Below are 23,998 nucleotides of genomic sequence, written 5' to 3' on the forward strand. Positions count from 1 at the left end.
GCAGGTCACCGACCCACCGCAGCCGAAACCGAAGTCCGAGCCCAGGCCGACGACACCGCGTCCGCCGGACCGGTACCGGCCCACCGGGCTGTACACCCGAAGCAACCCCCACGGAGGACCCGCGATCGGGATGGCCGGGAAGCACGTGGGCGACCAGGACCCGGGCAAGGACAAGCCGTCGAAGGACACCTCGCGCCCGGCGCCCGCCCCGAAGCACGAGAAGAAGGACAAGTGACGGAGAGCCTCCACCCGCAGCAGGCCGCCTCGCGCGGCCTGCTGCGGGCCATCAGCGAAGAGCTCGGCCGTCCCGTCCCGTCGGAGTGGAAGGACGCCATCACGGCGGTCCCGCGCCACCGTTTCCTCCCGGAGCGGATCTGGCTCTCCGACGACAGCGGCGACCTCGAACCGTGCGACATCCGCTCCGAGCCCGACCGCTGGTTCGCGGCCGCCTACGCCAACGCTCCGGTCGTCACCCAGGTCAATGACGGCGAGGAGCCGACCGACGGCTCCGACGCCTGGCCGTCGTCCTCGGCGTCCTCACCAGCGATGGTCGTGCGAATGCTCGAAGCACTCGATGTCCGCCCCGGCCAGACCGTCCTGGAGGTCGGCACCGGCACCGGCTGGAACGCGGCTCTGCTCGCGCACCGGGCCGGTCCCGGCCGTGTCGTCTCGATCGAGATCGACCCCGCGGTCACCTGGCGGGCCCACTCGTCCCTGAACGCGGCGGGCGTGGACGTGGAGGTCGCCTGCGGGGACGGAGCCCTTGGTTGGGCCCGGCGGCAGCCGTACGACCGGGTCGTCTCCACCTGCTCGGTCAGCCGGGTGCCGACGGCGTGGATCGAGCAGACCCGCCCCGGCGGCACCATCGTGACGCCGTGGGAGAGCCCGATGCTCTCCTGGGGACTGCTCACCCTCACCGTCGAAGGCGGGCGCGCGACCGGGAGGTTCAGCCCGGACGCCTCGTTCATGCTGATGCGCGGCCAGCGGATCGACCTGCGCATCTTCCGGGACGTGGTCCGCGACAACCACGAACCCGAGGAGTCCACCACCCGGCTCTCACCGTGGCAGGTGAGCGGCGAGGACCTGGACGCGCGGTTCGCCCTCGGGCTGAAGCTCGGCGACGTGTGGACGGCCTGGCAGCACGAGCCTGATGCCGAAGGAGTGGCCTCCCGGCTCTGGGTGGCCACGACGGACGCGCGCTCGTGGGCCGCCGTCGACCACGACGACCGGCAGGAGGACCGCTTCGCCGTCCGGCAGTACGGCCCGCGCCGCCTCTGGACCGAGATCGAGGACGCCCACGCCTGGTGGGAGAAGCAGAACCGGCCGGGACCGGACCGGTTCGGGCTCCGCATCACCGGCGAGGAACAGCTCGTCTTCCTCGACGAGCCGACCGCCGTCGTCGGCCGGGTGCCGTAGCGCGCGACCGAGCCGGGGCGGCCGACAAACCGCCCCGGCTGGTCGGGTGGCTACTCCCAGCGCCAGCCGTTGTTGTCCCGGCAGGTGAGAGCACGGCCGTTGGCGTCGCTGCCGGTGTCGCCGTGGGCGCTGTTGGGGCAGATGCGACCCCGGACTATGCAGTTGCCCTTGGAATCCGTGGTGCAGGCTGACGCCTGGTGCTCCGAGGGTGCGGCGGGCTGCGGCGCGGGCGGGGCGTGCGTCGGGGCCGGGGCTGGCGGGGCGGCGGGAGCGGGGGCAGCAGGGGCGGCCGGGGCGGGGGCCGCCGGAGGGGCACTCGGTGCCGCCGGCTCGGCCGGGGCGGTCGCGGTCGGGGAGACCGGGGCCGGGGCCGGGTCCGCCGGGGCGGGCGCGGCGCCGCCCGGGCAGTCCTCCTCGTTCTTCACCACGGACAGCGTCACCGTCGTGTCCTTCGCCGAGGGTTCCCCGGCGGCCGGCTCCTGGGAGCAGACCTTCCAGTGGCTCGGCATGAGGACCGACCGCGTGTGGGACTCGCCCGCGTGGACGTCCTGGAACGTCACGGTCTTGGCGGCCCGGGCGTCCGGCTGCTGGAGGGTGTCCTTGGCCTTGTCCCCGTGCATTCCGATCACACTCGGGATCGGAATCGGCGTCGCCGCCGACGACGTCTCGTCGGCCGAGGCCTTGCACCCGGCCGCGAGGAGGGTGGCGGCCAGCGCGGCGGCGGCGAGGGCGGTCGCCCGCCTCCGGCGGGAGGGGCGGGTAGGTCGGGCTTCGTGGGTCTGGGCGGTCGTCGGCTGTATCACAGCAGGCACTTGGTCTTCCGGGTGAGCGGCGGGCATGGCGGGCGGAGCGTGGAGCGGGCAAAACTTTTCGAACGTACACCACCTCACTGGCGGAAGCCTGGGAATCCCCGCCGGGAATCCTTGATCGAAGCGTGATGTCGGCCCCCTCCCCGGGGCCTCTCCCCGCCCGACGGAAACGGCCCGTCCCGGCCTCCGGCGACAGCGACGCCGCCCTCCTCCACGCCCCCGAGGCACCCGTCCACACCAAGACAGGGAAGCCCCCAACAGCCCGCCACCCAGCGGCTTTTGCCGCGATCGCGCCCACCCCCCGAGCGTCCTACGCTCGGCCGTATGAACCGTACGATCCGCACCACCGAAGACGTCCTCGCCCTCCTCGACGGCTTCTTCCGGCCGGCCGAACCGTTCTGGGACCGGTTCTACGAGGACCGGTCCGCCGAGCGCCCGTTCTTCGCGCCGAAGCCGGACGAGAACCTGGTCTCCTACCTGGACCGCGGCCTGCTGCCGCCGGCCCCCGGCCGGGTGCTCGACCTGGGCTGCGGCACCGGCCGCAACGCGATCCACCTGGCCTCGCTCGGCTTCGAGGTGGACGCCGTCGACCTCTCCGCCACCGCCCTCGCCTGGGCCGAGGAGCGTGCCCGCGAGGCCGGCCCCGGAGCCCGCCCGCGCTTCCACCGGGCGAGCATCTTCGAGGTCCAACTCCCTTGTGACTCCTACGACCTGGTCTACGACTCCGGCTGCCTGCACCACCTGCCGCCGCACCGCCGGGTCGGCTACCTGGCCCTCCTGGACCGCGTCCTCGCCCCGGGCGGGCACTTCGCCGTCACCGCCTTCGCGGCCGGGGCGATGGGCTCCGAGCGGCCCGACGAGGAGCTCTACCGGCTCGGCTCGCTGGAGGGCGGGCTGGCCTACTCGCCGGCCGAACTGCGGTCGCTGTTCCGCGAGTTCGAGCCGCTGGAGATCCGCCCGATGGCGGCGCACGGCCCGGATTCCGAGGCCTTCGGCGTCCCCTTCCTCCTCACAGCTCTCTTCCAGCGAACTGCCAGCCTCTAACCAGCCTCTCATCCTCCGCCCCTAGCCTCCGGCCCTATGAACGTCTCCCTGCTCGACGGCTGGTTCCCGTGGACGGTCCAGGCGGCGGCCCTCGCGCTGCTCCTGGCCACCGCCGCCCGACGGGAGCGGGCGTGGCTGCGGAGGCGGGGGCCGGTCGCGCTCGGGACGGCGCTGGCGCTCACCGCGGCCGGCGCCGTCGCCGTGCTGACGCTGGGCGGGATCACCGACCCGGTCCCGTTCGGGGTCTGGCTGTGGAGCGGGGTGGCGGTGGCGGCGCTGTGCGTGCTCGGCTTCGGCTGGAGCGGCGCGCGGTGGTGGCGCCGGGCACTGGTGGCACCGACCGTGCTGCTGGCGCTGTTCTGCGCGGCGAACAGCGTGAACATCGCCACCGGCTACTACCCGACGCTGGACGACGCGATCGGCGAGCTCGGCGGGCAGCCGCTGCCGGAGCAGATCACCCTGGACGAGCTGAAGTCGATCCACGGCCGGACGGGCACGGGCCGCATCGTCCAGGTCGACATACCGGACACCGCCAGCGGCTTCGCCCACCGCCAGGAGCTGGTCTACCTGCCGCCCGCCTGGTTCCGCAGCCAGACCCGGCCCAAGTTGCCCGTCCTGGAGATGATCGGCGGCGAGTTCGCGGCGCCCGACAACTGGATCCGCTCGGGCAACGCCGTGAAGACCGCCGACGCCTTCGCCGCCCGGCACAACGGCTTCGCCCCGATCCTGGTGTTCGTGGACGCCACCGGCGGCTTCCGGGTGGACACCGAGTGTGTGGACGGCCCGCACGGCCAGGCCGAGAGCCATCTGCTCAAGGACGTCCCGCCGTTCGTCCAGAAGACCTTCAACGCCGCCACCGACCCGCACAAGTGGGGCGTGGCCGGCTGGTCGATGGGCGGCACCTGCGCGGTCGACCTCACCGTCGAGCACCCGAACGTCTTCACCCACTTCGGCGACTTCTCCGGCGACAAGGGCCCGTCCACCGGCGACAAGGACCACACCGTCCAGGAGCTGTACGGGGGCGACGCCGCGGCCTGGGCCGCCCACGACCCGCTGACCGTGCTCGCCCACCACCCCAAGTACCAGGGCGTCTCCGGCTACTTCGCCCAGGGCGACGAGGAGCACGGCCAGATCGACTCCGCCAGGGCCCTGGAGGCGGCGGCCCGGAAGGACGGCATCCGCACCGTGAACGTGGTCGGCTCCGGCAGGCACACCTGGCAGACCGGCGCCGCGTCCTTCGCCCAGGCCCTCCCCTGGCTCGCCCAGCAGCTCGGCGTCCCGGGCACCCATGCGTAACGGCACCCACGCGTAACGGCACACCCGCACTACGGCACGTGCTCTCCTCCCCGTTCGACGGCCGCCGCCCGTCGCGCGGTTCAGCTCCGGGTGTTGACATCGCGCACCCCTCCGCCGCCGGTCGCCGGGCCCGGCACACCCGCCCCCACCAGCCCGGATGTGCCGCACCCGGCCCGCGCGCGGTGCCGGTCGCGCGCCCCGGGGATCCCCCGCACGCCGTCCGCCGTCCGACACCACCTGCCCCACAGGACCCACCAACCCCAAAGGGAATCCGGGCCTCCGGCCGGAACCCGGCTTTGCGAGCGGCCGTTCGGTGGCATAGGTTTCGACCGCCGCCGATGCGCCGCCACGACCCTGACCGCCCCTCATCTCCGAGGCGGGCGGCGGGCCGAGGAGCCGACGGCCCTAACGCACAGGGGGAGGCCCGCCATGCCGAGTGCCCGCGACCGCGCGTCGCGCGGGCGGCGAGGACGGACGGCCGGCGCCGCGCACCAGCGGCCCGCGGCCGACCCCGTCCTTCGCCCCCGGCAGCAGGGCGGTGCGCGGCCGACCCCGTTCCACGCCACCGGACACCCGAGGAACCGTCAGTTGCGCACCACCAGAGTCGTCACCGCCACCGCCGCCGCCCTCGTCTGCCTGGGCGCGCTCAGCGCCTGCGGGCCCGACAACGGGGACGGCGGCCAGACCGCCCTCCCCGCCGCGGCCCCCACGCCCAGCACCAACCCCACCAAGCCCGCCGGCTCCGACAAGGGCATCCCGGACAAGGCCTGGATGGACACCAAGAACATCCCGATGGACGAGAGTTACCACTACACGCCGCTGGCGGCCAACGCCAAGCAGGTCTCCGGGCCGGTCCAGTTCAAGGGCCTGGAGCTGTGCCGCGCCGCGATCGCCAAGGATGACGAGCCGCTGTTCACGGGCACCGCCGCCGCGAAGTCCGAGGTCGGCTTCGGCGGGGACCGCTGGGCGGCCCAGCAGACCCTGCTGTTCCACGGCGACCCGGTCCACAGCAGCGCCGCCAAGCAGTCCACCAACATGGCCGAGGCGCGCCTGGCGGAGGCGCTCAAGTCCTGTGCCAAGACCGCGCCCGGCGCCACCGTGAAGGTCGAAAGCGCCCCGGACGCGCCGTACTTCGCCGCCGTCCTGACCGTTCCGCAGGCCGACGGCGGCACCGTCACCCTGCACGAGTACGTGGTCGGCGACGGCGGCACGGTCAGCGAGCTGGCCGTCTGGGCCACCACCAAGGCCGGTGCCCAGCCCAAGGACGCCTGGAAGGCCCCCGAGGACAAGGCCGTCGGCACCGGCATGACGGCGGCGATGTGCGAGGCGCTCCCCGGCTGCGACGGGCGCTGACGTCCGGCGCGCGCCCGGTCCGCCCGACCCCTCCCGAGAACGGGAACGGGCTCGGACGGACCGGGCGGACCGGGCGGCCCGATCAGATCAGGCCCGGGCTCACAGCCCCAGGACGCTGAGCGCGGTGGTCCAGTCCTTCGCGATCGCGGCGCGCGCGTCGTCGAGGCCGGCCCGGCCGCCGCAGACCGCGTTCTTGAGCTTGGTCTCGACGGAGTCCTTGCTCTGCGCCGGCTGGCTGCCGTAGCGCGGCTCGGGCCACAGGTTGGCCGGGTCGCGCGGGGCGCCGCCGAGCTCCAGCGGGACGAGGTGGTCCTCCTCGTAGTCCGCCGTGCTGGTGTCCGCGTAGCCGTAGGCCGCGATCTGCTGCACCTTCAGCGCGTTGGTGTAGCTGGTCGGCGGGCGGACGGTGGCGGTCCAGCCGGAGACGCAGATGGTCTGGCCGATGGTCGCCTGGGTGACGTCCGGGTTGTACGCACCGGGGGTGCAGGACGGGTCGGGCAGCGGCAGGTACGCCTGCGAACAACTCGCCGCGAGCGTACGGGCCTTCTGAGCGGTGCCGTGGGCCGGGGCGGCGGCCTGCGCGGTGCCGGCGGCGAGCCCGGCGGCGGCGAGGGCGGCCGCCGAGGCGGTGACGGTGAGACGGTGACGGAGCATCATGGGGGAAGCACTCCTGGTCCGGCCCGGCCTCTCGCCGGGCGACTGTGCTCATGACAGCACCACCCGGCCGACCACCGTCAGATCCGTGACGTGAACGCCTGGTGACCGCGTCTCCACAACCGCGCCCCGACGAGCGCCCCGTGCGAAGACCCCGCGCGAGCGCCCCGCCCCCGTCTCCCCGCCCCCGCCTCCCGGCCGTGCGGTCAGCCCCGCAGGACCGCCAGCTCGACCTCCCGGCCGGCCAGGCCGTCGGGCGCCGGCAGCGTCACCCCGGAGGGCTCGAAGCCGGCCTTCCGGTACATCGCCTCGGCCCGGGGGTTGTCCTCGTGGACGAACAGCCGCACCCGCTCGATCCTGGGCCCGGTGAGCGACCACGCCCACTCCTGGAGGGTCCGGATCAGGTCGAGCGCCAGCCCGGTGCCCCGCGCCTCCGCGCGGACGAACACCCCGACCACGTGCACCTGGTCGACCTCGACGACGTCGCCCTCCAGGGCGCCGTTCCCGCCGGCCGGCTCGACCACCCCGGTCATGCTGCCGAGCCAGCGCCCGTCCTCGGCCTCCGCGATGAACTGCGCCGCGTGCGGGTCCGTCGCCGCACGGGTCGTGCGGTCCTGCCAGAACTCGTCGGGCTTGGTGACGGCCTGCTCGTAGACCTCCAGGAAGGCCACGGCCGCGACCGGGTCCCGCAGCGCGTCGAGGCGGAGGTCCCGGGCCCGCTGCCAGTCCTCGACCCGTACCTGTCTGATGATGATTCCGGTGCTCATCGCCTGATCATTCCATCGGCACCATTGGCCCGCGCAACCGATTTCCAAGGCCGCAGACCTCTAGCCCCGGGACGACTCCAGCAGCCGCGCCAGCAGCGCCGCCGGCCCCTCCGGCAGGCTGCCGTGGACGAGTTCGGTGCGGTGCACCAGCCGGGGCGCGGCGATCGGCGCGTACCCGACCCCGGGCGCCGCGTCGAGCACCGGCTCGGGCAGCAGGGTGAGCCCGTGCCCGGCCGCCACCAGCGCGAGCAGTCCGTGCAGGTCGGTGCCCTGGTAGCGGGTGGCCGGCCGGAAGCCGTCGACGCCCGCGGCCGCGCACAGCCGGGCCGCGGGCGGGGTGAGGTCGGGGGCGTCCAGCCAGCGGGCGGCGGAGAGGTCGGCGAGCGCGAGGCCGGCGCGCCCGGCCAGCGGGTGGCCGACGGGCAGCGCGACGGCGACCGGCCGCTCGGCCACCGCGACGGTGCGCAGCGGCCCGACGTCGGGCAGCGGCAGCGGGTCGCTGGGCGCGGCCAGTCCGTCGACCAGGGCGAGGTCGACCTCGCCGGTGGCGACCTGGGCGGGCAGCACGTCCTGGGCGAGGACCCGGACCACCGGTTCCACCCTCGGGTACGCCCGGCGCACCTCGCCGAGTGCGCGCCCCAGTGCCGCACCGACCGCCAGCGCGGTGGCCCCGAGCACCAGCCGGGTGTTCGGCGCGCCCGCCAGGCGTGCGACGTCGGCGCGCGCCGCCTCCAGCCGGACCAGCAGCGGTGCGGCGTGCTCCAGCAGCCGCTGCCCGGCCCCGGTCGGGCCGACCGGGCGGCGGAGCAGCAGCGCGGTCCCGAGGTCCGCCTCCAGCGCGGCGATCTGCTGGGAGACCGCGGACTGGGTGTAGCCGAGCTCCCGGGCCGCTTCCGAGAAGGAGGCGAGGCGGGCGACGGTGACGAAGGTGCGCAGCTGCTGCGGGTCCACGGTGGACATCAACCGATCTGATCGAAGCTTAAGGAATCATCGTTGGCGCTGATCTCGGGTGCGGGGTCAGGATAGCCGCATGACGCATCAGACCCCGCGGATCGCCCTCGTCGGCGACCGCTCCCCCGCCGTCCGCTCGCACGCCCGGATCCCCGGCCTGCTGGACGCCCTCGCCGAGCACGACCACCTCGTCCTGGACGCCTACTGGATCCCGACCGGGGACGCCGCCGCGCCCGGCGCCCTGGACGGCTTCGACGCGGTCTGGCTGCTGCCCGGCAGCCCGTACCGCAGCGAGGCCGGCGCGCTGGCCGCCGTCCGGACCGCCCGCGAGCGCGGCATCCCCTTCCTCGGCACCTGCGCCGGGTTCCAGCACGCGGTGCTGGAGTACGCCCGGAACGTCTGCGGCCTGGCCGGGGCCGTGAACGGCGAGGACCACCCGGACGCGGAGCAGCAGGTGATCGTCCCGCTGGCCTGTTCGCTGGTCGGCCACGAGGGGGCCGTCACCGTCACCCCGGGGAGCCTCGCCGAGCGGGTCCTCGGCGCCACCCGCACCCTGGAGCGCTACCACTGCGCGTACGGCCTCAACGGCGCCTACCTGGAGCGGCTGGCCGCGCACGGCCTGCGGTTCAGCGGCGCGGACGAGTCGGGCGAGGTGCGCGTCCTGGAACTGCCCGGCCACCCGTTCTTCCTGGCCTCGCTCTTCCAGCCCGAGCTGTCCGGCGACGGCACCCGGGCGCACCCCATGATCCGTGCCCTGGCCGGCGCCGCCGTGGCGCACGCGGACGCGGACGCGGGCACCCCGGCCGCGACGGTCACAACGGTCACAACGGCCTGATCAAGCCCCGCACCTGAGCGCGCCTCATGCGCGAGCGCGTCTCACATCGGCAGCGACCGCAGCCGCACCGGCCCCTCCGGCCACCCGGCCCCGACGGCCAGCGGCGCCCACATGGTGCGCAGCGGCATCTCCGCCAGCCTCCCCTCCGGCTGTTCCACCGTCACCCGCTCGGCCACCTCCCGGAAGCCGAGCCCCCGGTAGAACGCGGCCAGCGGCGGGCGGCAGAACAGCAGCGCGTACCGGTGGCCGAGCGTGCGCGCGTGGTCGAGGGCGGCCCCGACCACGGCCTGCGCGAGGCCGCCGTGGCGCCGGTCGGGCGCGACGCAGACCCCGCCGACGCCCATCACGGCGAGGTCGGTGCCGCCCACGGTGAGCGGCAGCGGCACCAGTCCGGTGTGGGCGACGAGCCGGCCGTCGGCGGCCCGGACGCCGAAGTGGATCTCCTTGGGGCGGAAGGTCAGCCCCGTGTACGCGACGCCGTACGGGTCGTCCCCGGGGCCGAGGATCTCAGCCTGCTCGGCGCGGCCGTACTGCGCGATCCGTTCGACCACGGGCGCTCCGACGAGCGGCTGTTCGGCGGGAGACTGTCCGGCGGGAGGCTGTCCGGCGAGCGGCGGCGCGGGCGAGAAACGATCATCCATTCCGCCATGCTCCCCTCCCGCCGGAGCCTTCCACCAGTCCCTTCCCGGCCACTCGGTCCGCCGGCCACCCGGTCCGCCGGCGGACGGCCACCCCGATCGGCCCGCGGGCGCCGACCCGGCGTCAGGCCGCCGCGCGCCGCACCAGCTCCGCCCAGACCTCGGCCACCCGCGCCTCCAGCTCCGCCAGGCCGCAGCCGTTGTCGATCACCAGGTCCGCGATCGCCAGCCGCCCGTCCCGGGAAGCCTGCGCGGCCATCCGGGCCCGGGCCTCCTCCTCGGCCATCCCGCGCAGCCGCACCAGCCGGTCCAGCCGCACGTCGTCGGCCGCGTCCACCACCACGACCAGGTCGAACAGCGGCGCCAGGCCGTTCTCGGCCAGCAGCGGCACGTCGTGCACCACGACCGCGTCCGGCGCGGCCGCCGCCTCCAGCTCGGCGGAGCGGGTCCGCACCAGCGGGTGGACGATCGCGTTCAGCGCCTTCAGCCGCTCCGGGTCGGCGAACACGACCGCGCCGAGCGCCGGACGGTCCAGCGAGCCGTCCTCCCGCAGCACCCCCGGTCCGAACTCGGCGACCACGGCCGCCAGACCGTCCGTTCCGGGGGCGACCACCTCGCGGGCGATCACGTCGGAGTCCACGATCACCGCGCCGTGCGCGGCGAACAGCCGGGACACCTCGCTCTTGCCCGCACCGATGCCGCCCGTCAGTCCGATCTTCAGCATGGCGTCAGGCTACCGGTGCCCCCTCGAACCCGTCAGCAGAGGCCCGGCCGGCCCAGGCCCGGTCGGCCCGGCTCCGATCCAAACAGGCCCGGCTCCGATCCGAACAGGCCCGGCGAAGCCCGGATCCGGTCGAGCACAGGCCCGGTCAGCCCAGCTCCAGGCTCTCGCCCTCCCCCAGCACCAACAGCTCCGCACCCGTCCCCGGCCCGTCCGGCCCGACCAGCCGGGTCTGCACGGCGAGCCCGATCGGGCTGAGCACCGCCTCGTGCACCGGCACCGCCCGGCGCGGCGAGGCTTCCCGGACGTAGTCGACCACCTCGGAGGCCTTGCTCCAGGGGGCCGCGATCGGCAGCAGCAGGGTCTCCACGGCGTGCGGCGGCACGGTGAACGCGTCGCCGGGGTGGAACAGCCGGCCGTCGAAGAGGAAGCCGATGTTCCGCACCGGCGGGAGGTCCCGGTGGATCTCCGCGTGCCACTCGCCGTGCACCGAGACGCCGAGCCCGCCGACCTCGAAGGCGTCGCCCTCGCCGACCACGCCGACCCGCTGCGCCACGCCGTCCAGCTGGTCGGCGACGGCCCGGTTGGTCCACACCCGCAGCGCCGGGTCGGCCTCCAGCGCGGCGCGCAGCCGGGACTCCTCGAAGTGGTCCATGTGCTCGTGGGTGATCAGGACGGCGTCCGCCCCGGCCAGGGCGGCGGGGTCGGTGAAGCTCCCGGGGTCGACGACGACCGTGCTGCCGCCGTGCTCGACGCGTACGCAGGCATGTCCGAACTTGGTGATTCGCATGCTCGAAACCCTACAGCAAGGCTGTACAGCAGTGCTGGACATTTTGCCGATAGACTTCCCCCATGACCAGCGAAGCCCCGCACCCGGACACCCTGGAACTCGCCGCCGACCTGCGCGCCGCCCTCGGCAGCCTGGTCCGCTCCCTGCGCGACAGCGACGAACTGCCGCAGAACCAGGCCGCCGTCCTCGGCCTGCTGGTCCGCGACGAACGCTCCTGCACGGTCGCCGAACTCGCCGCCCTCCAGCGGGTCCGCCACCAGTCGATGGCCCGCACCGTCGCGCTGATGACCGAGGCCGGACTGGTCGTCCAACAGCCCCACCCCACCGACGGCCGCAAGCTGCTCGTCACCGCCACCGGGGCCGGCCGCGCCGCCCTGCTCGACCAGCGCGCCCGCCGCGAACACCGGATCGCCACCGCCATCGAGTCCCGCCTCGACCCCGCCGAACGGGAGCGGCTCCGCGCGGCGGTCGACCTGCTACGCCGGCTGGGCTGAGCCCACCAGGCCGTCGCGGGCCGCCGCCTCCCCGTCGGCCGGCCTCGGCGCCGGGACCACCGCCGACCCGCTCTCCGCCGACCCGGTCTCCGCCGCCGGCACCACCGGCCGCGGCGCCGGGACGTCCGCCGCCCCGATCTCCGGCAGGTCGACGTGCTCGCTCAGCCCGAACCGCCGGTGCAGCCGCCGCAGCGGGGCGGGCGCCCACCAGTTGAACTCGCCGAACAGGCTCATCGCGGCGGGCACCAGCAGGCACCGCACCAGGGTGGCGTCCACCGCGACGGCGACGGCCAGCGCGATGCCCATCTGCTTGACCATCAGCATGTCCCCGAGCGCGAACCCGGCGAAGACGATCACCATCAGCAGCGCCGCCGAGGTGATGATCCGACCGCTGCGCTGCACGCCCAGCTCCACCGCCCGGACGCAGTCGTGCCCGCGCAGGGTCAGCTCCCTGATCCGGGCGAGCAGGAACACCTCGTAGTCCATCGACAGCCCGAAGGCGAAGGCGAAGACCAGCACCGGTATGAAGGTCTCCAGCCCGCCGGTCGGGCTGAACCCGAGCAGCCCGCTGAACCAGCCGTCCTGGAACACCAGGGTGAGCGCGCCGAGCGAGGCGCCCAGCGAGAGCAGGTTCATCAGCAGCGCCTTGACCGGCATCACCACCGAGCCGGTCATCAGGAAGAGCAGCACCAGCGTCCCGGCCGCGACCAGGCCCAGCGCCCACGGTCCGCGCGAGAGCAGCTCGTCCTGGAAGTCCACCACCGAGGCCGCACCGCCGGTGACGTAGGTGGTCAGCCCGCCGCGGTCGGCCCGCAGCTCCTCGACCACCCGCTTGGCCTGCCCGCCCTGCGGGTCCCCGGGCACCAGGACGTCGATCGTGGAGACCGCGTCGCCCACCGGCGACACGGCCCGCACCCCGCTCACCCCGGGCAGCTTGGCGACCACCTCGTCCGCGTACGCCTGCGCCACCGGCGCCCCGCCCTCGACCACCACGGTGATCGGCGCGGCCGAGGCCTGCGGGAAGCGCTGGTCGATCGTCTCGGCGACCTGCCGCCCGGCCGAGGAGGCGGGCAGGACGGCGGCGCCGGAGCTGCGCATCTCGGCGTGGAGGAACGGCGCCCCGGCCGCCAGCAGCAGGGCCACCGAGGCGAGCGTGACCAGGACCGCCCGCTTGCGCACCCGGCGCACGGTCCGGCTGAAGAACCCCTCGTCGGCCACGGGCGCCGCGGGCGCCTTGATCCGCGCGCCGGCGAAGCCGAGCAGGGCGGGGATCAGGGTCAGCGCGGCGGCGACGGCGATCACCACGACGCTCACCCCGGCCGCGGCCACCGCGCCGAGCACCGGGCTGGTGAAGACGAACAGACCGGAGAGGGCGACGGCGACGGTCAGTCCGGAGAAGGCCACGGTGCGTCCGGCGGTCGCCGCGGTCCGTTCGACGGCGGCGGCGATGTCCGCGCCGTGGCCGCGTTCCTCGCGGAAACGATTCACCATGAGCAGCGCGTAGTCGATCGAGAGCCCGAGCCCCAGCACCGTGGCGATCGGCAGCACGCTGGTGTCGATGTCCATGATCCGGCTGAACCCGAACATCGCCAGCAGCGCGCCGCCCACCGAGGCGACCGCCCCGATCGCCGGCAGCGCGGCCGCCGCCAGCCCGCCGAAGACCAGCACCATGACGATCAGCGTGAGCGGCAGCGTCACCAGCTCGCCGAACCGGGTGTCCTTCTCGGTCTGCTTCTTGACCTCCTGCTGGAGCACCAGGTCCCCGCCGACCGTGACGTGGGCGCCGCCCGCCCCGTTCAGCGCGGCGAGCCGCTGGGTGACGGCGTCGGTCTGGGCGGTGCTCGCGGTATCGGCCATCCGTACGGTGACCAGGCTCGCCGTCCCGTCGGCGGAGCGCAGCGCGGCCGGCGCCGGTCCGGTGCCGTACGCGTCGAGGGCGGAGGAGACCCCGGGCAGGGCGGCGATCTCGGCGGTGGCCCGCTCGACGGCGGCCCTCACCTGCGGATCGTCCACCGGCCGGCCGTCCACCACGGCGGTGACGGTGCCCTTGGCCGGGTCGGCGGCGGCGACCACCGCACCGCCCCGGTCGGCCTCGGCGCTGGCGGAGGAGGCCCCGGCCACCGAGCCCTCGAAGACCCGGCCCCCGATCAGGACGCCGACCACCAGGACGACGGCCCACAGGCCGAGCACCCAACGGCGGTGACGGAAGCAGAACCGGCCGACGGCCGCGAGCCTGCCGCCGACCACGGCGGTGGGGGCGGCGGGAGAGGGAGTGCGCATGAGGAGCCTTTCGGGCGGCTCCCCTCAATCTAGGGGCAACCCGAACTACGGCCTATAGATGGGCAATGAGCCCCATCTCACACTTTCCTTCACATAAACCACACATAAGTCAGGGCGTGATAAGTCATAGCGAAAAGCAAATGATGGAAAGCGCATGGGAAAAACAAATGGGCCCCACCCGGAAATCCGGGTGGGGCCCACCGTCTAGCTATCGGCTAGCGGGAAGCGAGAGCCTCAGCTCTGGCCGCCGGCCAGCTTCTCGCGCAGAGCGGCCAGGGCCTCGTCGGAGGCCAGGGCGCCCGAGCCCTCGTCGCTGCTGGACGAGTAGGAACCACCGGCGGCAGCGGCGACGGCGTCGCCACCCTCCTCGGCGGCCTGGGCGTCGGCCTCGCGGCTCTTGATGACCTGCGCCTGGTGCTGCTCGAAGCGCGACTGCGCCTCGGCGTACTGGCGCTCCCACTCCTCGCGCTGCTTCTCAAAGCCGGGCAGCCAGTCGTTCGCCTCGGGGTCGAAGCCCTCCGGGTAGATGTAGTTGCCCTGGTCGTCGTACGAGGCGGCCATGCCGTACAGGGTCGGGTCGAACTCGACCTCGGCCGGGTTGGCACCCAGGGCCTCGTTGGCCTGCTTGAGCGACAGGCTGATGCGGCGACGCTCGAGGTCGATGTCGATGACCTTGACGAAGATCTCGTCGCCGACCTGGACGACCTGCTCCGGGATCTCGACGTGGCGCTCGGCCAGCTCGGAGATGTGGACCAGACCCTCGATGCCCTCGTCCACGCGGACGAACGCACCGAACGGAACCAGCTTGGTGACCTTACCCGGAACGACCTGGCCGATCTGGTGGGTACGGGCGAACTGCTGCCACGGGTCCTCCTGGGTCGCCTTCAGCGACAGGGAGACGCGCTCGCGGTCCATGTCAACGTCGAGAACCTCGACGGTGACCTCCTGGCCGACCTCGACAACCTCGGACGGGTGGTCGATGTGCTTCCAGGACAGCTCGGAGACGTGCACCAGGCCGTCGACGCCACCCAGGTCCACGAAGGCACCGAAGTTGACGATCGAGGAGACGACGCCGGAGCGCACCTGGCCCTTCTGCAGGGTGGTGAGGAAGGTCTGGCGGACCTCGCTCTGGGTCTGCTCCAGCCAGGCACGGCGGGACAGGACCACGTTGTTGCGGTTCTTGTCCAGCTCGATGATCTTGGCCTCGAGCTCCTTGCCCACGTAGGGCTGGAGGTCGCGGACGCGGCGCATCTCGACGAGCGAGGCCGGAAGGAAGCCACGGAGGCCGATGTCGAGGATGAGACCACCCTTGACGACCTCGATGACGGTACCAGTGACGATGCCGTCCTCTTCCTTGATCTTCTCGATCGTGCCCCAGGCACGCTCGTACTGAGCGCGCTTCTTGGACAGGATGAGACGACCCTCCTTGTCCTCCTTCTGGAGAACCAGGGCCTCGATGTTGTCACCGACGGCGACGACCTCGTGCGGGTCAACGTCGTGCTTGATCGAGAGCTCGCGGGACGGGATGACGCCCTCGGTCTTGTAACCGATGTCGAGGAGGACCTCGTCACGGTCGACCTTCACGATGACGCCCTCGACGATGTCGCCATCGTTGAAGTACTTGATGGTCTCGTCGATGGCGGCGAGGAAGGCCTCCGCGTCGCCGATGTCGTTGACCGCGACCTGCGGGGTGGTGCTGAGGGAGGAGTCGGTGGGGCTCGTCATTAGGAAAAGGGCTCCGGTACGGACATGAAAGTCGTAGGTAATGCCACGCGGAGGGCCCGTATCGCTCCCACCGAAAGCCGGACAGCCAAGAACACGGCACACCGGTGGTCCCGTAACAACGAGAACCGGCGTCCGTCTTGCGACCGTGGGGTCTTCGACAGATGCGAGCGCGACCTGCTCCGTCCGAGGCGCGCAGGCCCGCAGCGCAACTTGTAGCATACGGGGACGGCCAGGCACGGTCAATGCCGAAGGACGGCAAGACGGTGGAGCCCGGTACGGATCAGGCCATATCCTCCGAATGCGCGCCTCGCGGCGGCGCCCGAAGGGGCCACGTCCCCGGATGCCACCGCCAGGATCCGGACCCTGACGGGCCGGTTCGCGGCAGCGGCGCTTCCGCACTCCATACCCTACGCGATGGGCATTGTCACCGTGGCCACCACCCCCCAAGCAGACCTGCACGATCTTGACACCTCCGCCGCGCGGGTCGAGGAAGAGGGCGACGACGCGGTGCGCCGCGCGGCCGGCACCGGGGAGAGCAGCCGGGCCAGCCGGCACTGGTGGGACCGCAACGCCGACGAGTACCAGGACGAGCACGGCGAGTTCCTCGGCGACGACCGCTTCACCTGGTGCCCCGAGGGCCTGGACGAGGCCGACGCCCGCCTGCTCGGCGACGTCGCCGGCCGCGACGTGCTGGAGATCGGCGCCGGCGCCGCCCAGTGCTCCCGCTGGCTGGCCGCCCGGGACGCCCGGCCGGTCGCCCTCGACATCTCCTACCGCCAGCTCCAGCACTCCCGCCGGATCGACCTCGGCCGCGGCACCACGCCCGTCGCCGTCGTCCAGGCCGACGCCGCCGTCCTCCCCTTCGCCGACGCCTCCTTCGACCTCGCCTGCTCCGCCTACGGCGCCGTCCCGTTCAGCGCCGACACCGCCGCCCTGATGCGCGAGGTCCACCGGGTCCTGCGGCCCGGCGGGCGCTGGGTGTTCTCGGTGACCCACCCGATCCGCTGGGCCTTCCCGGACGAGCCCGGCGTCGAGGGCCTCACCGCGACCTCCTCCTACTTCGACCGCACCCCCTACGTCGAGCAGGACGAGCAGGGCCGCGCCACCTACGTCGAGCACCACCGCACTATCGGCGACCGGGTCCGCGAACTCGTCGTCGCCGGCTTCCGGCTGGTCGACCTGGTCGAGCCCGAGTGGCCGGCCGGCCTGGAGCAGGAGTGGGGCGGCTGGTCCCCGCTGCGCGGGCGGCTGATCCCCGGGACCGCGATCTTCGTCGCCGAACGGGGCTGACCTTGCCTCCCGTGTGGCACGACCTTCCCGTCCGCACCGCCCTGCCCGCCCTGCACGAGGCACTGGACGGGCCCGGCACCGCCGTCCTCGCCGCGCCGCCCGGCACCGGCAAGACCACCCTGGTGCCGCTCGCCCTGGCCGGACTGCTCGCCGACGGCCGGCCCGTACGCCGGGTGCTGGTCGCCGAACCGCGCCGGCTCGCCGTACGGGCCGCCGCGCGGCGGATGGCCTGGCTGCTCGGCTCGTCCGTGGGCCGCGAGGTCGGGTACACGGTGCGCGGCGAGCGACGCACCGGTCCGGACACGGTGGTCGAGGTGGTCACCACCGGCGTGCTGCTGCAACGGCTGCAGCGCGACCAGGAGTTGCCCGGCGTGGACGTCGTCGTCCTGGACGAGTGCCACGAACGGCACCTCGACGCCGACACCGCGCTCGCCTTCCTGCTGGACGTCCGGGCGGCACTGCGGCCCGAACTGCGCCTGGTCTGCGCCTCGGCCACCTCCGACACCGAGGCCTGGGCCGAACTCCTCGGCGGCGCCCCGGTGGTGGAGGCGCACGGGACCTCCCACCCGGTCGAGGTGGTCTGGGCGCCGCCGCCGCGCGCCGTCCGGCCCGCCCACGGCACCCGGGTCGACCCGGCGCTGCTCGACCACGTCGCGGCGACGGTACGGCGAGCGCTGGGCGAGCGGGACGGGGACGTGCTCTGCTTCCTGCCCGGCGTCGGCGAGATCGCCAGGGTCGCCGGGCAGTTGGCCGGCCTGCCTTCTGTCGATGTCCTCCAACTGCACGGCCGCGCCCCGCAGGACGTCCAGGACGCCGCGCTCTCACGTGGAGAGCGCCGCCGCGTCGTCCTCACCACCGCCGTCGCCGAGTCCTCGCTCACCGTGCCCGGCGTCCGGACCGTGGTCGACGCCGGGCTCGCCCGCGAACCGCGCACCGACCACGCCCGCGGCCTCGCCGGACTGGTCACCGTCCGCGCCTCGCTCGCCGCCGCCCGCCAACGCGCCGGCCGCGCCGGGCGCGAGGCCCCCGGCACCGTCTACCGCTGCTGGAACGAGGCCGAGGACGCCCTCGCCGCCCGCTTCCCCACCCCCGAGATCGCGCTCGCCGACCTCACCCCCTTCGCCCTCCAGGCCGCCTGCTGGGGCGACCCGGACGCCACCGGCCTCGCCCTGCCTGACGCCCCGCCCGCCGGAGCGATGGCCGCCGCCCGGCAGACCCTGACCGCCCTCGGCGCGGTCTCCCCGGACGGACGGGCCACACCGCGCGGGGTGCGCCTTGCCCGTACGGGGCTGCACCCCCGGCTGGGGCGCGCCCTGGTCGACGGGGCGGCGGCGGTCGGCGCGCGGCGGGCCGCCGAGGTCGTCGCGCTGCTCTCCGAGGAGCCGCCGCGGGCACTGGGCGACGACCTCGGCGCGGTCTGGCGGTCCGTACGGTCCGCGAAGGACCCGTACGCCGGCCGCTGGCGCGAGGAGGTCCGCCGCCTGCTCCGCGCCACCTCCGACGAACCCGCCACCGACCTGCCCGACGCGGCCGCCGCCGGACTCGTCGTCGCCCTCGCCTTCCCGGAGCGGATCGCCCGCGCCCGCGTCGAACGGCCCGCCCCCGGCGAGCGCAGCCCGTACCTGATGGCCTCCGGCACGGCCGCCGAACTCGCCCCCGGCACGGCGCTCGGCGCCCTGCCCTGGCTCGCCGTCGCGGTCGCCGACCGCCCGGCGGGGTCGCACTCGGCGCGCATCCTGCACGCCGCGGCGCTGGACGAGGCGACCGCCCTGACCGCCGGGGCGGCGCTGGTCACTTCACGCGAAGAGGTCCACTGGGACACCCGGCGGGGCGAGGTCGTCTCCCGCCGGGTGGAGTCGCTGGGCGCCATTGAGCTGGCCGAGAAGCCCCTAGACCGGCCCGACCAGTCCCTCGTCCGGGGCGCCCTCCTCGAAGGCCTCGGCCGCGAGGGCGTCAGCACCCTGCTGACGTTCCGCTCCGGCCTCCGCGAGCGCCTCGCCTTCCTCCACAGCGCCATCGGCACCCCCTGGCCCGATGTCAGCGACGAGGCCCTCCTCGCCCGCGCCGACGAGTGGCTGGAGCCCGAGTTGTCCCGCGCCCGCCGCCGCACCGACCTCGCGAGGATCGACACGACGGCCGCCCTCCAACGCCTCCTCCCGTGGGCGACCGGAGAAGCCGGCCGCCTGGACGAGCTGGCCCCCGAGCGCATCACCGTCCCGTCCGGCTCGAAGATACGAGTCGACTACACGACCGAACGGCCAGTGCTGGCAGTCAAGTTGCAAGAACTCTTCGGCTGGACCAAGACGCCCGCCCTGGCCGGTGGCCGGATACCGTTGACCATCCACCTCCTCTCCCCCGCCGGCCGCCCAGCCGCCGTCACCGGTGATCTGGAAAGCTTCTGGCGCGAGGGCTACCGCGCCGTCCGAGCAGACCTCAGGGGCCGCTACCCCCGCCACCCCTGGCCCGAGGACCCGACGACAGCCGAACCCACCCGCCGCCTCAACGCCCGGAAGCAGTAGGAGAGGAGGACGCCCGCCCCCACCTTCCCGGCACCGGTTACAGGCTTATCGGAAGGACTCTCCCAGCAGGGCCTCCCGGTGCTGCCAGGCAAGCCGCAGAAGGGCCGCACCGGCAGGCTGCATCGGTTCAGTGCCTGTGAGGCGATCCACCTGCTCAGCGGTGAAGGGGATCCCGACCGAGCACCCGGTCGCGTCCTCCGGTCCGACCCGATGGCCTTCATCATTGGTGGAGACGATCCGCTGGAACGTCTCATCGAACAGGTCGGCGTCGAACACGGCGACGGTCAGCATGTCCGTGACGTACGTCAGCGGATCCATACCGAGGCCCAGCCAGAAGACCCGCAGCCTCCCGTCTTCGCGAGCAGTGGTGAGCGTCTGGTTGAGCGGCCAGGCCGCGTAGTCGATGGGCGCCCTGTCGCTTCCGTAGTCCTCGGTGCCACCGAGCAGTTCCTCGCTCAGCTCCCTGAGGATCGCCCGCCAGAGATCGAAGTCGTTCTCCTCGTTCCATGGTGCGTCGTGTGACGCCTGGAACATTCCGACCGGCATGACCTGGTAGAGGCCTCCACCGCTGGCAACCTTCTCGGGGTCGCGCCAGTGCAGCACGAACTCGGCCTCGCCGCTTGCCCGATCGTTCCGGATGGTGAGCGTGCTCGTTGCCGCCATGACGGGTCGATGCAGGAGGTCGGTCGGATCGGCGATGGACACGCGGAAGGGCGTTGCCGCAGGATCCACCGGCTTGTCCGGGCTCGCCAGGGCTGCCGCAGCGTACTCGTGCGCGGCAGCCTCGCAGATGTTGATCACGTCGAAGTACCGGCCCCGGCCGAAGGTCAGTCTCGGGCCGGTGGCTGATTCCTCAACAGTGAGCAGGCGATAGCAGTTTCGGTTCTCGAACAGCCTCGGCTTGGCGAGATCCCGGACCGCGTCCGCGTAGGTGCGATAGACCGTCCCGTCCTCCCGGCACGGCCTGATCTGATCAAGCTCAGGCTCACCGCCATTCAAAGATGCTGCGGGCGCGTCTGGATTCCAGCCCAGCCGAACGTGCTCCAGCGGCACCGGCCGTTCCGGAATCCAGTGCTGTCGAGCCAGAAGGGGTGTCCCCGGGATGAGACTCCCGGGCGTGCTCTCTACCAGCAGCCGGCCGGTCAACGCGTAACGCTGGTCGTTCAGGAAGCCGCGCACCCGGCGCCACTGCTCGACACTGGCGAACGGGGCGGGTTGGTCATCTGCCACGGGCGCGCTGGGCACGATGCTCCTTCGGTACTTCCAGGCAGGAGCCAAGCGTGCCGCGCCCGGCGGCACCATGGGCTCTGTTCCGATGAACTGTAGGACACCCCTGCTCGGTGAACGGGATACCGGCGGAGGCGTCCTGACCGTTCCGCTCCGGCTGCCTGTCCGACAGCCGGATACAGTGCCATCCCGCTGCCCGGCGGCGGGTACGGTCCCGAGGAGGCCACTCACCCGGAGGACGACACCCAGATGGCACTGACCGCCCCGACCGTCACCCGTCCCGGCAAGACCGGACTCCCCTTCGCAGCTCTGATCCTGGACTTCGTCGGCGTACTGACCGCCAATGCCGGCCCCGCACACGGCGAGTGGTGCCTCGCCCAGGGCCTCGACGCCGGGGCGTGGCGGCAGACGCTCGGTTACGAGCCGGAAGCCGGCCGCCTGTACACCGAGCTCGAAGCCGGACGGCTGAGCCAGGCGGAGTGGAACCGGCGGGTGGCTCCCATCCTCGGCGTGCCGGAGCACGAGAACCTGATGGGCCGGGCGTGGTCCGGCGTCCGGCCCGCCGACGACATGATCGCGCTCGCCCGCTCGGCCCGGCGGGCCGGCCTCAAGGTCGCAATGCTGTCCAACTCCTTCGGCCTGGACCCGTACGACCCGTACGAGGCCCTGGGCGTATGGGAGTTGTTCGATGCGACGGTGATCTCCGAGCGGGAGGGTGTCGCCAAGCCCGATCCGGCGATCTATCAGCTCATCCTGGACCGACTCGAACTGCCCGGCGAGGCCTGCCTGTTCGTGGACGACCACCCGAGGAACCTGCCCCCGGCCGAAGCCCTCGGCATCACCACCGTCCTCGTCGACGGCACACCCGGCAACGCCGCCCGCATCGCAGCCCTTCTCGGTCTCCCCGCCCTGCTCTGATCCTTCACAGCGCGATGGACCTGCGGCCGAACAACGAATGGTGGCTGGCGCACCACGAGGACCGACCCGGAGCGCCAGTCGGCCAACCGCTTGCGGATGTCGGGACGACCACGAAAGCGGCCAAGACCAGTGAGTCCACCGCGGAGCGTCCGGGGCGCCCTCGAAGACACACCTGGACATGGTCCACTACCTCCGCTGCCTGGCTTGTCACAGCAGGTGCCGACCGTCATGGGCCCGGACGCTCGGCACAGCGTCGTCCCGAAGCCCGTCCAGGACGCGTACGGCATAGACCTCGGCCATGCGTTCGGAGACCTCTGCCGGCGAGAGCCAAGCGACCTCGACCGACTCCTCCGAGAGCCGCGTCGCCTCGCTCTCCGGTCGGCAGCGAAGGACGAGGGCGACGATCCCTCGGCTCACGTTCTTGTAGACGCCGGTCAGCCGCTCCACGCCGACCTTGACCCCGGTCTCCTCGTAGACCTCGCGGCGCACGCCATCCTCGATGGCCTCGCCCAGTTCCAGCACGCCACCCGGGGGTTCCCAAGTTCCGTTGTCAGCCCGACGAATCGCCAGCACGCAGCCGTCCTCGCGCACCACCACTCCGGCGACCGACACCGAGTGGAGCGGCGTCTTCCCGGCACCGTTGCTCATGTGCAGGAGGATAGAGCCCTGAAGGACTATGGCGAGTGGCGAGGTGGCCTCGTCGACCACAGCGATCGGACACACCGTCGTCCTGAGCTCACCGTAGATGCGCCATCCAGGCGTCGCGGCCGATCCTGACGAGCAGCGGTAACGTCACGATCATGTTGCCGTCGAAGCGCTCGGCATCACTACTGTCCTCGAAGCCCAGGCACTCTCAGAGCTGCCGCCAACACGGCTGACAGCCAGGTCGTTCCGGCACCGGGAGCGGAGTGGCGGGGGTACGGTCCGTTCTGAGGCCGCTCACCTTCGGAGGCTCCCATGACGCAGTGGTCCGACTACTCCACCGGCCAGCGCATCAAGATGCTGCGGGCAGGCATGACCCAGGAAGAACTCGCCGAGGCCGCCGGGGTGTCCGTGCCGACCGTTCGCAAGGCCGAGAAGGAGGGCGGCAGCATCGGCCTGCCGTCACTGCTCAAACTGTCCGCCGCACTGCATGCGGACGTGTCGGTGATCCTTGGACAACAGGCACCCCGAAGGGCCTCGCTAATCGGCGACAGGGCCATGCTGCGAGGGCTGTCCCGCACCGTGCACGACACCGCCGCAGGGGTCGGAACCGACGTCGAACCGCCCGCCGCCGCAGCGCTGCGCGCCGATCTCGCTCGGGCATGGGCGGACTACCGGGCCGGGGACTACACCCAGGCCGGCAGCCTCGCCGCCCCGGCCATCACCGAGGCCGCGGCCCTCCTGCGCTCCGCCCCGGACGGCGAGCAGTGCGCCGCTCATGGCCTCCTCGCCGACGCCTACCGACTCGCCTCCTACACCGCCCAGTTCCACGGCGCCCGAGACCTGGCCTACGCGGCGATCGGCCACGCCCGCCACCACGTCCACAAGGCCGCCGACCCGCTGCGGGCCGCCATGGTGGACTGCGGCCGGTCCTGGCTCTACATGCGTGATGCCCGCCTCGACCAGGCCACCACCACCGCCGAGGACGCGTTCGCGTCGATCGAACCGCACTATGCGGAAAGGGATCTGGAGAGGCTGGCCACCTACGGCTGGCACGTTACCTTCGCCGCCGTCATTGCCTCCCGCCGCGGAGACACCGACCGTGCCCAGGATCTGCTCGCCCAGGGACAAACGGTTGCCGCCCGTATGGGCCGCGATGTGATGGTCAACGGCACCAGCTACGGGCCGACCACAGTCACCACGCAGGCCATCGGCATCCACACCGTCATGGGCGATCCCGGCAAGGCCCTGGCGCTCGCCCGCAACCTCGGCGACCTGTCCCCGCTGCCGCAGGCCGCCCGCAATCGGCTCGCCTTGGACGTCGCCCTCGCCCAGGTCGACACCCGCCAGTACGACGCCGCCCTGGACACCCTGCTCCAGGTGTGCAACGCACACCCCGGCTGGGCCCGCCACCAGGCCCTTCCCGGGGCAATCATGCAACGCGTCGGCCATGCCCGCACCACCCGCCTCCGGAAGCTCGGCTGCATCCTCGGCATCAACCCGTTCACCCACTGACACCGCACCGATACAACCTGCAGGACCCGGAGCAGGTACGGATCCGAGAGAGGCAACGCCCCGCTCCCACCACGACCCCGCCCGACCCGAATATCAATGCCGTCGTTTCGGAGC

At 73.1% G+C, this 23,998-nt stretch carries 21 protein-coding genes; 10 read left to right on the forward strand and 11 right to left on the reverse strand.

Annotation, left to right across the window (positions count from 1 at the left end; genetic code table 11):
- The first annotated feature begins 231 nt into the window (after positions 1-231).
- A complete protein-coding gene (locus tag ACFVXH_RS01415) occupies positions 232-1,416 on the forward strand; it encodes a methyltransferase domain-containing protein (protein ID WP_387819512.1) in 1,185 nt (394 codons plus the stop codon).
- Between the two features lie 50 nt (positions 1,417-1,466).
- Here ACFVXH_RS01415 and ACFVXH_RS01420 read toward each other — a convergent pair whose 3' ends face one another.
- Positions 1,467-2,228, reverse strand: coding sequence for a hypothetical protein (locus ACFVXH_RS01420; protein ID WP_387819514.1), 762 nt, complete (start codon positions 2,226-2,228; stop codon positions 1,467-1,469).
- A 321-nt stretch (positions 2,229-2,549) separates the two neighbouring features.
- Between ACFVXH_RS01420 and ACFVXH_RS01425 the strand changes: the two genes are divergently transcribed.
- From ACFVXH_RS01425 to ACFVXH_RS01435, 3 genes are all read left to right on the forward strand, one after another.
- Positions 2,550-3,269, forward strand: coding sequence for a class I SAM-dependent methyltransferase (locus ACFVXH_RS01425; protein WP_387819516.1), 720 nt, complete (start codon positions 2,550-2,552; stop codon positions 3,267-3,269).
- Positions 3,270-3,305: 36 nt separating this feature from the next.
- Entirely contained in the window at positions 3,306-4,565 is a 1,260-nt protein-coding gene (locus tag ACFVXH_RS01430; RefSeq protein WP_387819518.1) for an alpha/beta hydrolase, read from the forward strand.
- Positions 4,566-5,153: 588 nt separating this feature from the next.
- Positions 5,154-5,918 carry a hypothetical protein gene (locus ACFVXH_RS01435; protein ID WP_049658563.1) on the forward strand — a complete coding sequence of 255 codons (765 nt, stop codon included), beginning with the start codon at positions 5,154-5,156 and terminating at the stop codon, positions 5,916-5,918.
- Between the two features lie 99 nt (positions 5,919-6,017).
- Here ACFVXH_RS01435 and ACFVXH_RS01440 read toward each other — a convergent pair whose 3' ends face one another.
- From ACFVXH_RS01440 to ACFVXH_RS01450, 3 genes are all read right to left on the reverse strand, one after another.
- The gene (locus ACFVXH_RS01440; protein WP_049658561.1) at positions 6,018-6,575 is read right to left on the reverse strand and encodes a hypothetical protein; all 558 of its coding nucleotides are present in this window, start codon (positions 6,573-6,575) and stop codon (positions 6,018-6,020) included.
- 203 nt (positions 6,576-6,778) lie between these two features.
- Positions 6,779-7,339, reverse strand: a complete 561-nt coding sequence (locus ACFVXH_RS01445; RefSeq protein WP_387819520.1) for a GNAT family N-acetyltransferase — start codon at positions 7,337-7,339, stop codon at positions 6,779-6,781.
- A gap of 60 nt (positions 7,340-7,399) precedes the next feature.
- Positions 7,400-8,290: a LysR family transcriptional regulator gene (locus tag ACFVXH_RS01450; protein ID WP_387819872.1), complete on the reverse strand. Its 891-nt coding sequence runs from the start codon at positions 8,288-8,290 to the stop codon at positions 7,400-7,402.
- 79 nt (positions 8,291-8,369) lie between these two features.
- Between ACFVXH_RS01450 and ACFVXH_RS01455 the strand changes: the two genes are divergently transcribed.
- A complete protein-coding gene (locus tag ACFVXH_RS01455; protein WP_387819522.1) occupies positions 8,370-9,125 on the forward strand; it encodes a hypothetical protein in 756 nt (251 codons plus the stop codon).
- Between the two features lie 41 nt (positions 9,126-9,166).
- Here the strand turns inward: ACFVXH_RS01455 and ACFVXH_RS01460 are convergent, their stop codons facing one another.
- From ACFVXH_RS01460 to ACFVXH_RS01470, 3 genes are all read right to left on the reverse strand, one after another.
- On the reverse strand, positions 9,167-9,766 hold the full coding sequence (locus ACFVXH_RS01460; protein ID WP_387819524.1) for a GNAT family N-acetyltransferase: 600 nt from the start codon (positions 9,764-9,766) through the stop codon (positions 9,167-9,169).
- 121 nt (positions 9,767-9,887) lie between these two features.
- The gene (coaE, locus tag ACFVXH_RS01465) at positions 9,888-10,487 is read right to left on the reverse strand and encodes a dephospho-CoA kinase (RefSeq protein WP_387819526.1); all 600 of its coding nucleotides are present in this window, start codon (positions 10,485-10,487) and stop codon (positions 9,888-9,890) included.
- A 145-nt stretch (positions 10,488-10,632) separates the two neighbouring features.
- On the reverse strand, positions 10,633-11,274 hold the full coding sequence (locus ACFVXH_RS01470) for an MBL fold metallo-hydrolase (protein ID WP_117487381.1): 642 nt from the start codon (positions 11,272-11,274) through the stop codon (positions 10,633-10,635).
- A 62-nt stretch (positions 11,275-11,336) separates the two neighbouring features.
- Between ACFVXH_RS01470 and ACFVXH_RS01475 the strand changes: the two genes are divergently transcribed.
- Positions 11,337-11,768 (forward strand): MarR family winged helix-turn-helix transcriptional regulator, encoded by a 432-nt coding sequence (locus tag ACFVXH_RS01475; protein ID WP_387819528.1) that lies wholly within the window; start codon positions 11,337-11,339, stop codon positions 11,766-11,768.
- Here ACFVXH_RS01475 and ACFVXH_RS01480 read toward each other — a convergent pair.
- Together ACFVXH_RS01480 and rpsA are read right to left on the reverse strand one after the other, a co-directional pair.
- Positions 11,751-14,048, reverse strand: coding sequence for an MMPL family transporter (locus ACFVXH_RS01480; RefSeq protein WP_387819530.1), 2,298 nt, complete (start codon positions 14,046-14,048; stop codon positions 11,751-11,753). The genes ACFVXH_RS01475 and ACFVXH_RS01480 overlap by 18 nt on opposite strands.
- Positions 14,049-14,282: 234 nt before the next feature.
- Positions 14,283-15,773, reverse strand: a complete 1,491-nt coding sequence (gene rpsA, locus ACFVXH_RS01485; protein ID WP_049653883.1) for a 30S ribosomal protein S1 — start codon at positions 15,771-15,773, stop codon at positions 14,283-14,285.
- A 414-nt stretch (positions 15,774-16,187) separates the two neighbouring features.
- Here rpsA and ACFVXH_RS01490 point away from each other — a divergent pair, with 414 nt between their 5' ends.
- Positions 16,188-17,063, forward strand: a complete 876-nt coding sequence (locus ACFVXH_RS01490) for a class I SAM-dependent methyltransferase (RefSeq protein WP_387819532.1) — start codon at positions 16,188-16,190, stop codon at positions 17,061-17,063.
- An 11-nt stretch (positions 17,064-17,074) separates the two neighbouring features.
- Positions 17,075-19,582, forward strand: a complete 2,508-nt coding sequence (gene hrpB, locus ACFVXH_RS01495; RefSeq protein WP_387819534.1) for an ATP-dependent helicase HrpB — start codon at positions 17,075-17,077, stop codon at positions 19,580-19,582.
- Between the two features lie 45 nt (positions 19,583-19,627).
- On the opposite strand, the gene ACFVXH_RS01500 is transcribed toward hrpB, so the two are convergent.
- Positions 19,628-20,827 (reverse strand): XRE family transcriptional regulator, encoded by a 1,200-nt coding sequence (locus ACFVXH_RS01500; RefSeq protein ID WP_387819536.1) that lies wholly within the window; start codon positions 20,825-20,827, stop codon positions 19,628-19,630.
- A 231-nt stretch (positions 20,828-21,058) separates the two neighbouring features.
- Here ACFVXH_RS01500 and ACFVXH_RS01505 point away from each other — a divergent pair, with 231 nt between their 5' ends.
- Positions 21,059-21,727: an HAD family hydrolase gene (locus tag ACFVXH_RS01505; RefSeq protein ID WP_387819538.1), complete on the forward strand. Its 669-nt coding sequence runs from the start codon at positions 21,059-21,061 to the stop codon at positions 21,725-21,727.
- 207 nt (positions 21,728-21,934) lie between these two features.
- Here the strand turns inward: ACFVXH_RS01505 and ACFVXH_RS01510 are convergent, their stop codons facing one another.
- The gene (locus ACFVXH_RS01510) at positions 21,935-22,387 is read right to left on the reverse strand and encodes an NUDIX hydrolase (RefSeq protein WP_387819874.1); all 453 of its coding nucleotides are present in this window, start codon (positions 22,385-22,387) and stop codon (positions 21,935-21,937) included.
- 297 nt (positions 22,388-22,684) lie between these two features.
- On the opposite strand from ACFVXH_RS01510, the gene ACFVXH_RS01515 reads away from it, so the two are divergent.
- Positions 22,685-23,884 (forward strand): helix-turn-helix domain-containing protein, encoded by a 1,200-nt coding sequence (locus ACFVXH_RS01515; protein ID WP_387819540.1) that lies wholly within the window; start codon positions 22,685-22,687, stop codon positions 23,882-23,884.
- The last annotated feature ends 114 nt before the right edge of the window (positions 23,885-23,998 follow it).

It is taken from the genome of Kitasatospora sp. NPDC058184 (assembly GCF_042883725.1).
Lineage (GTDB): Bacteria > Actinomycetota > Actinomycetes > Streptomycetales > Streptomycetaceae > Kitasatospora.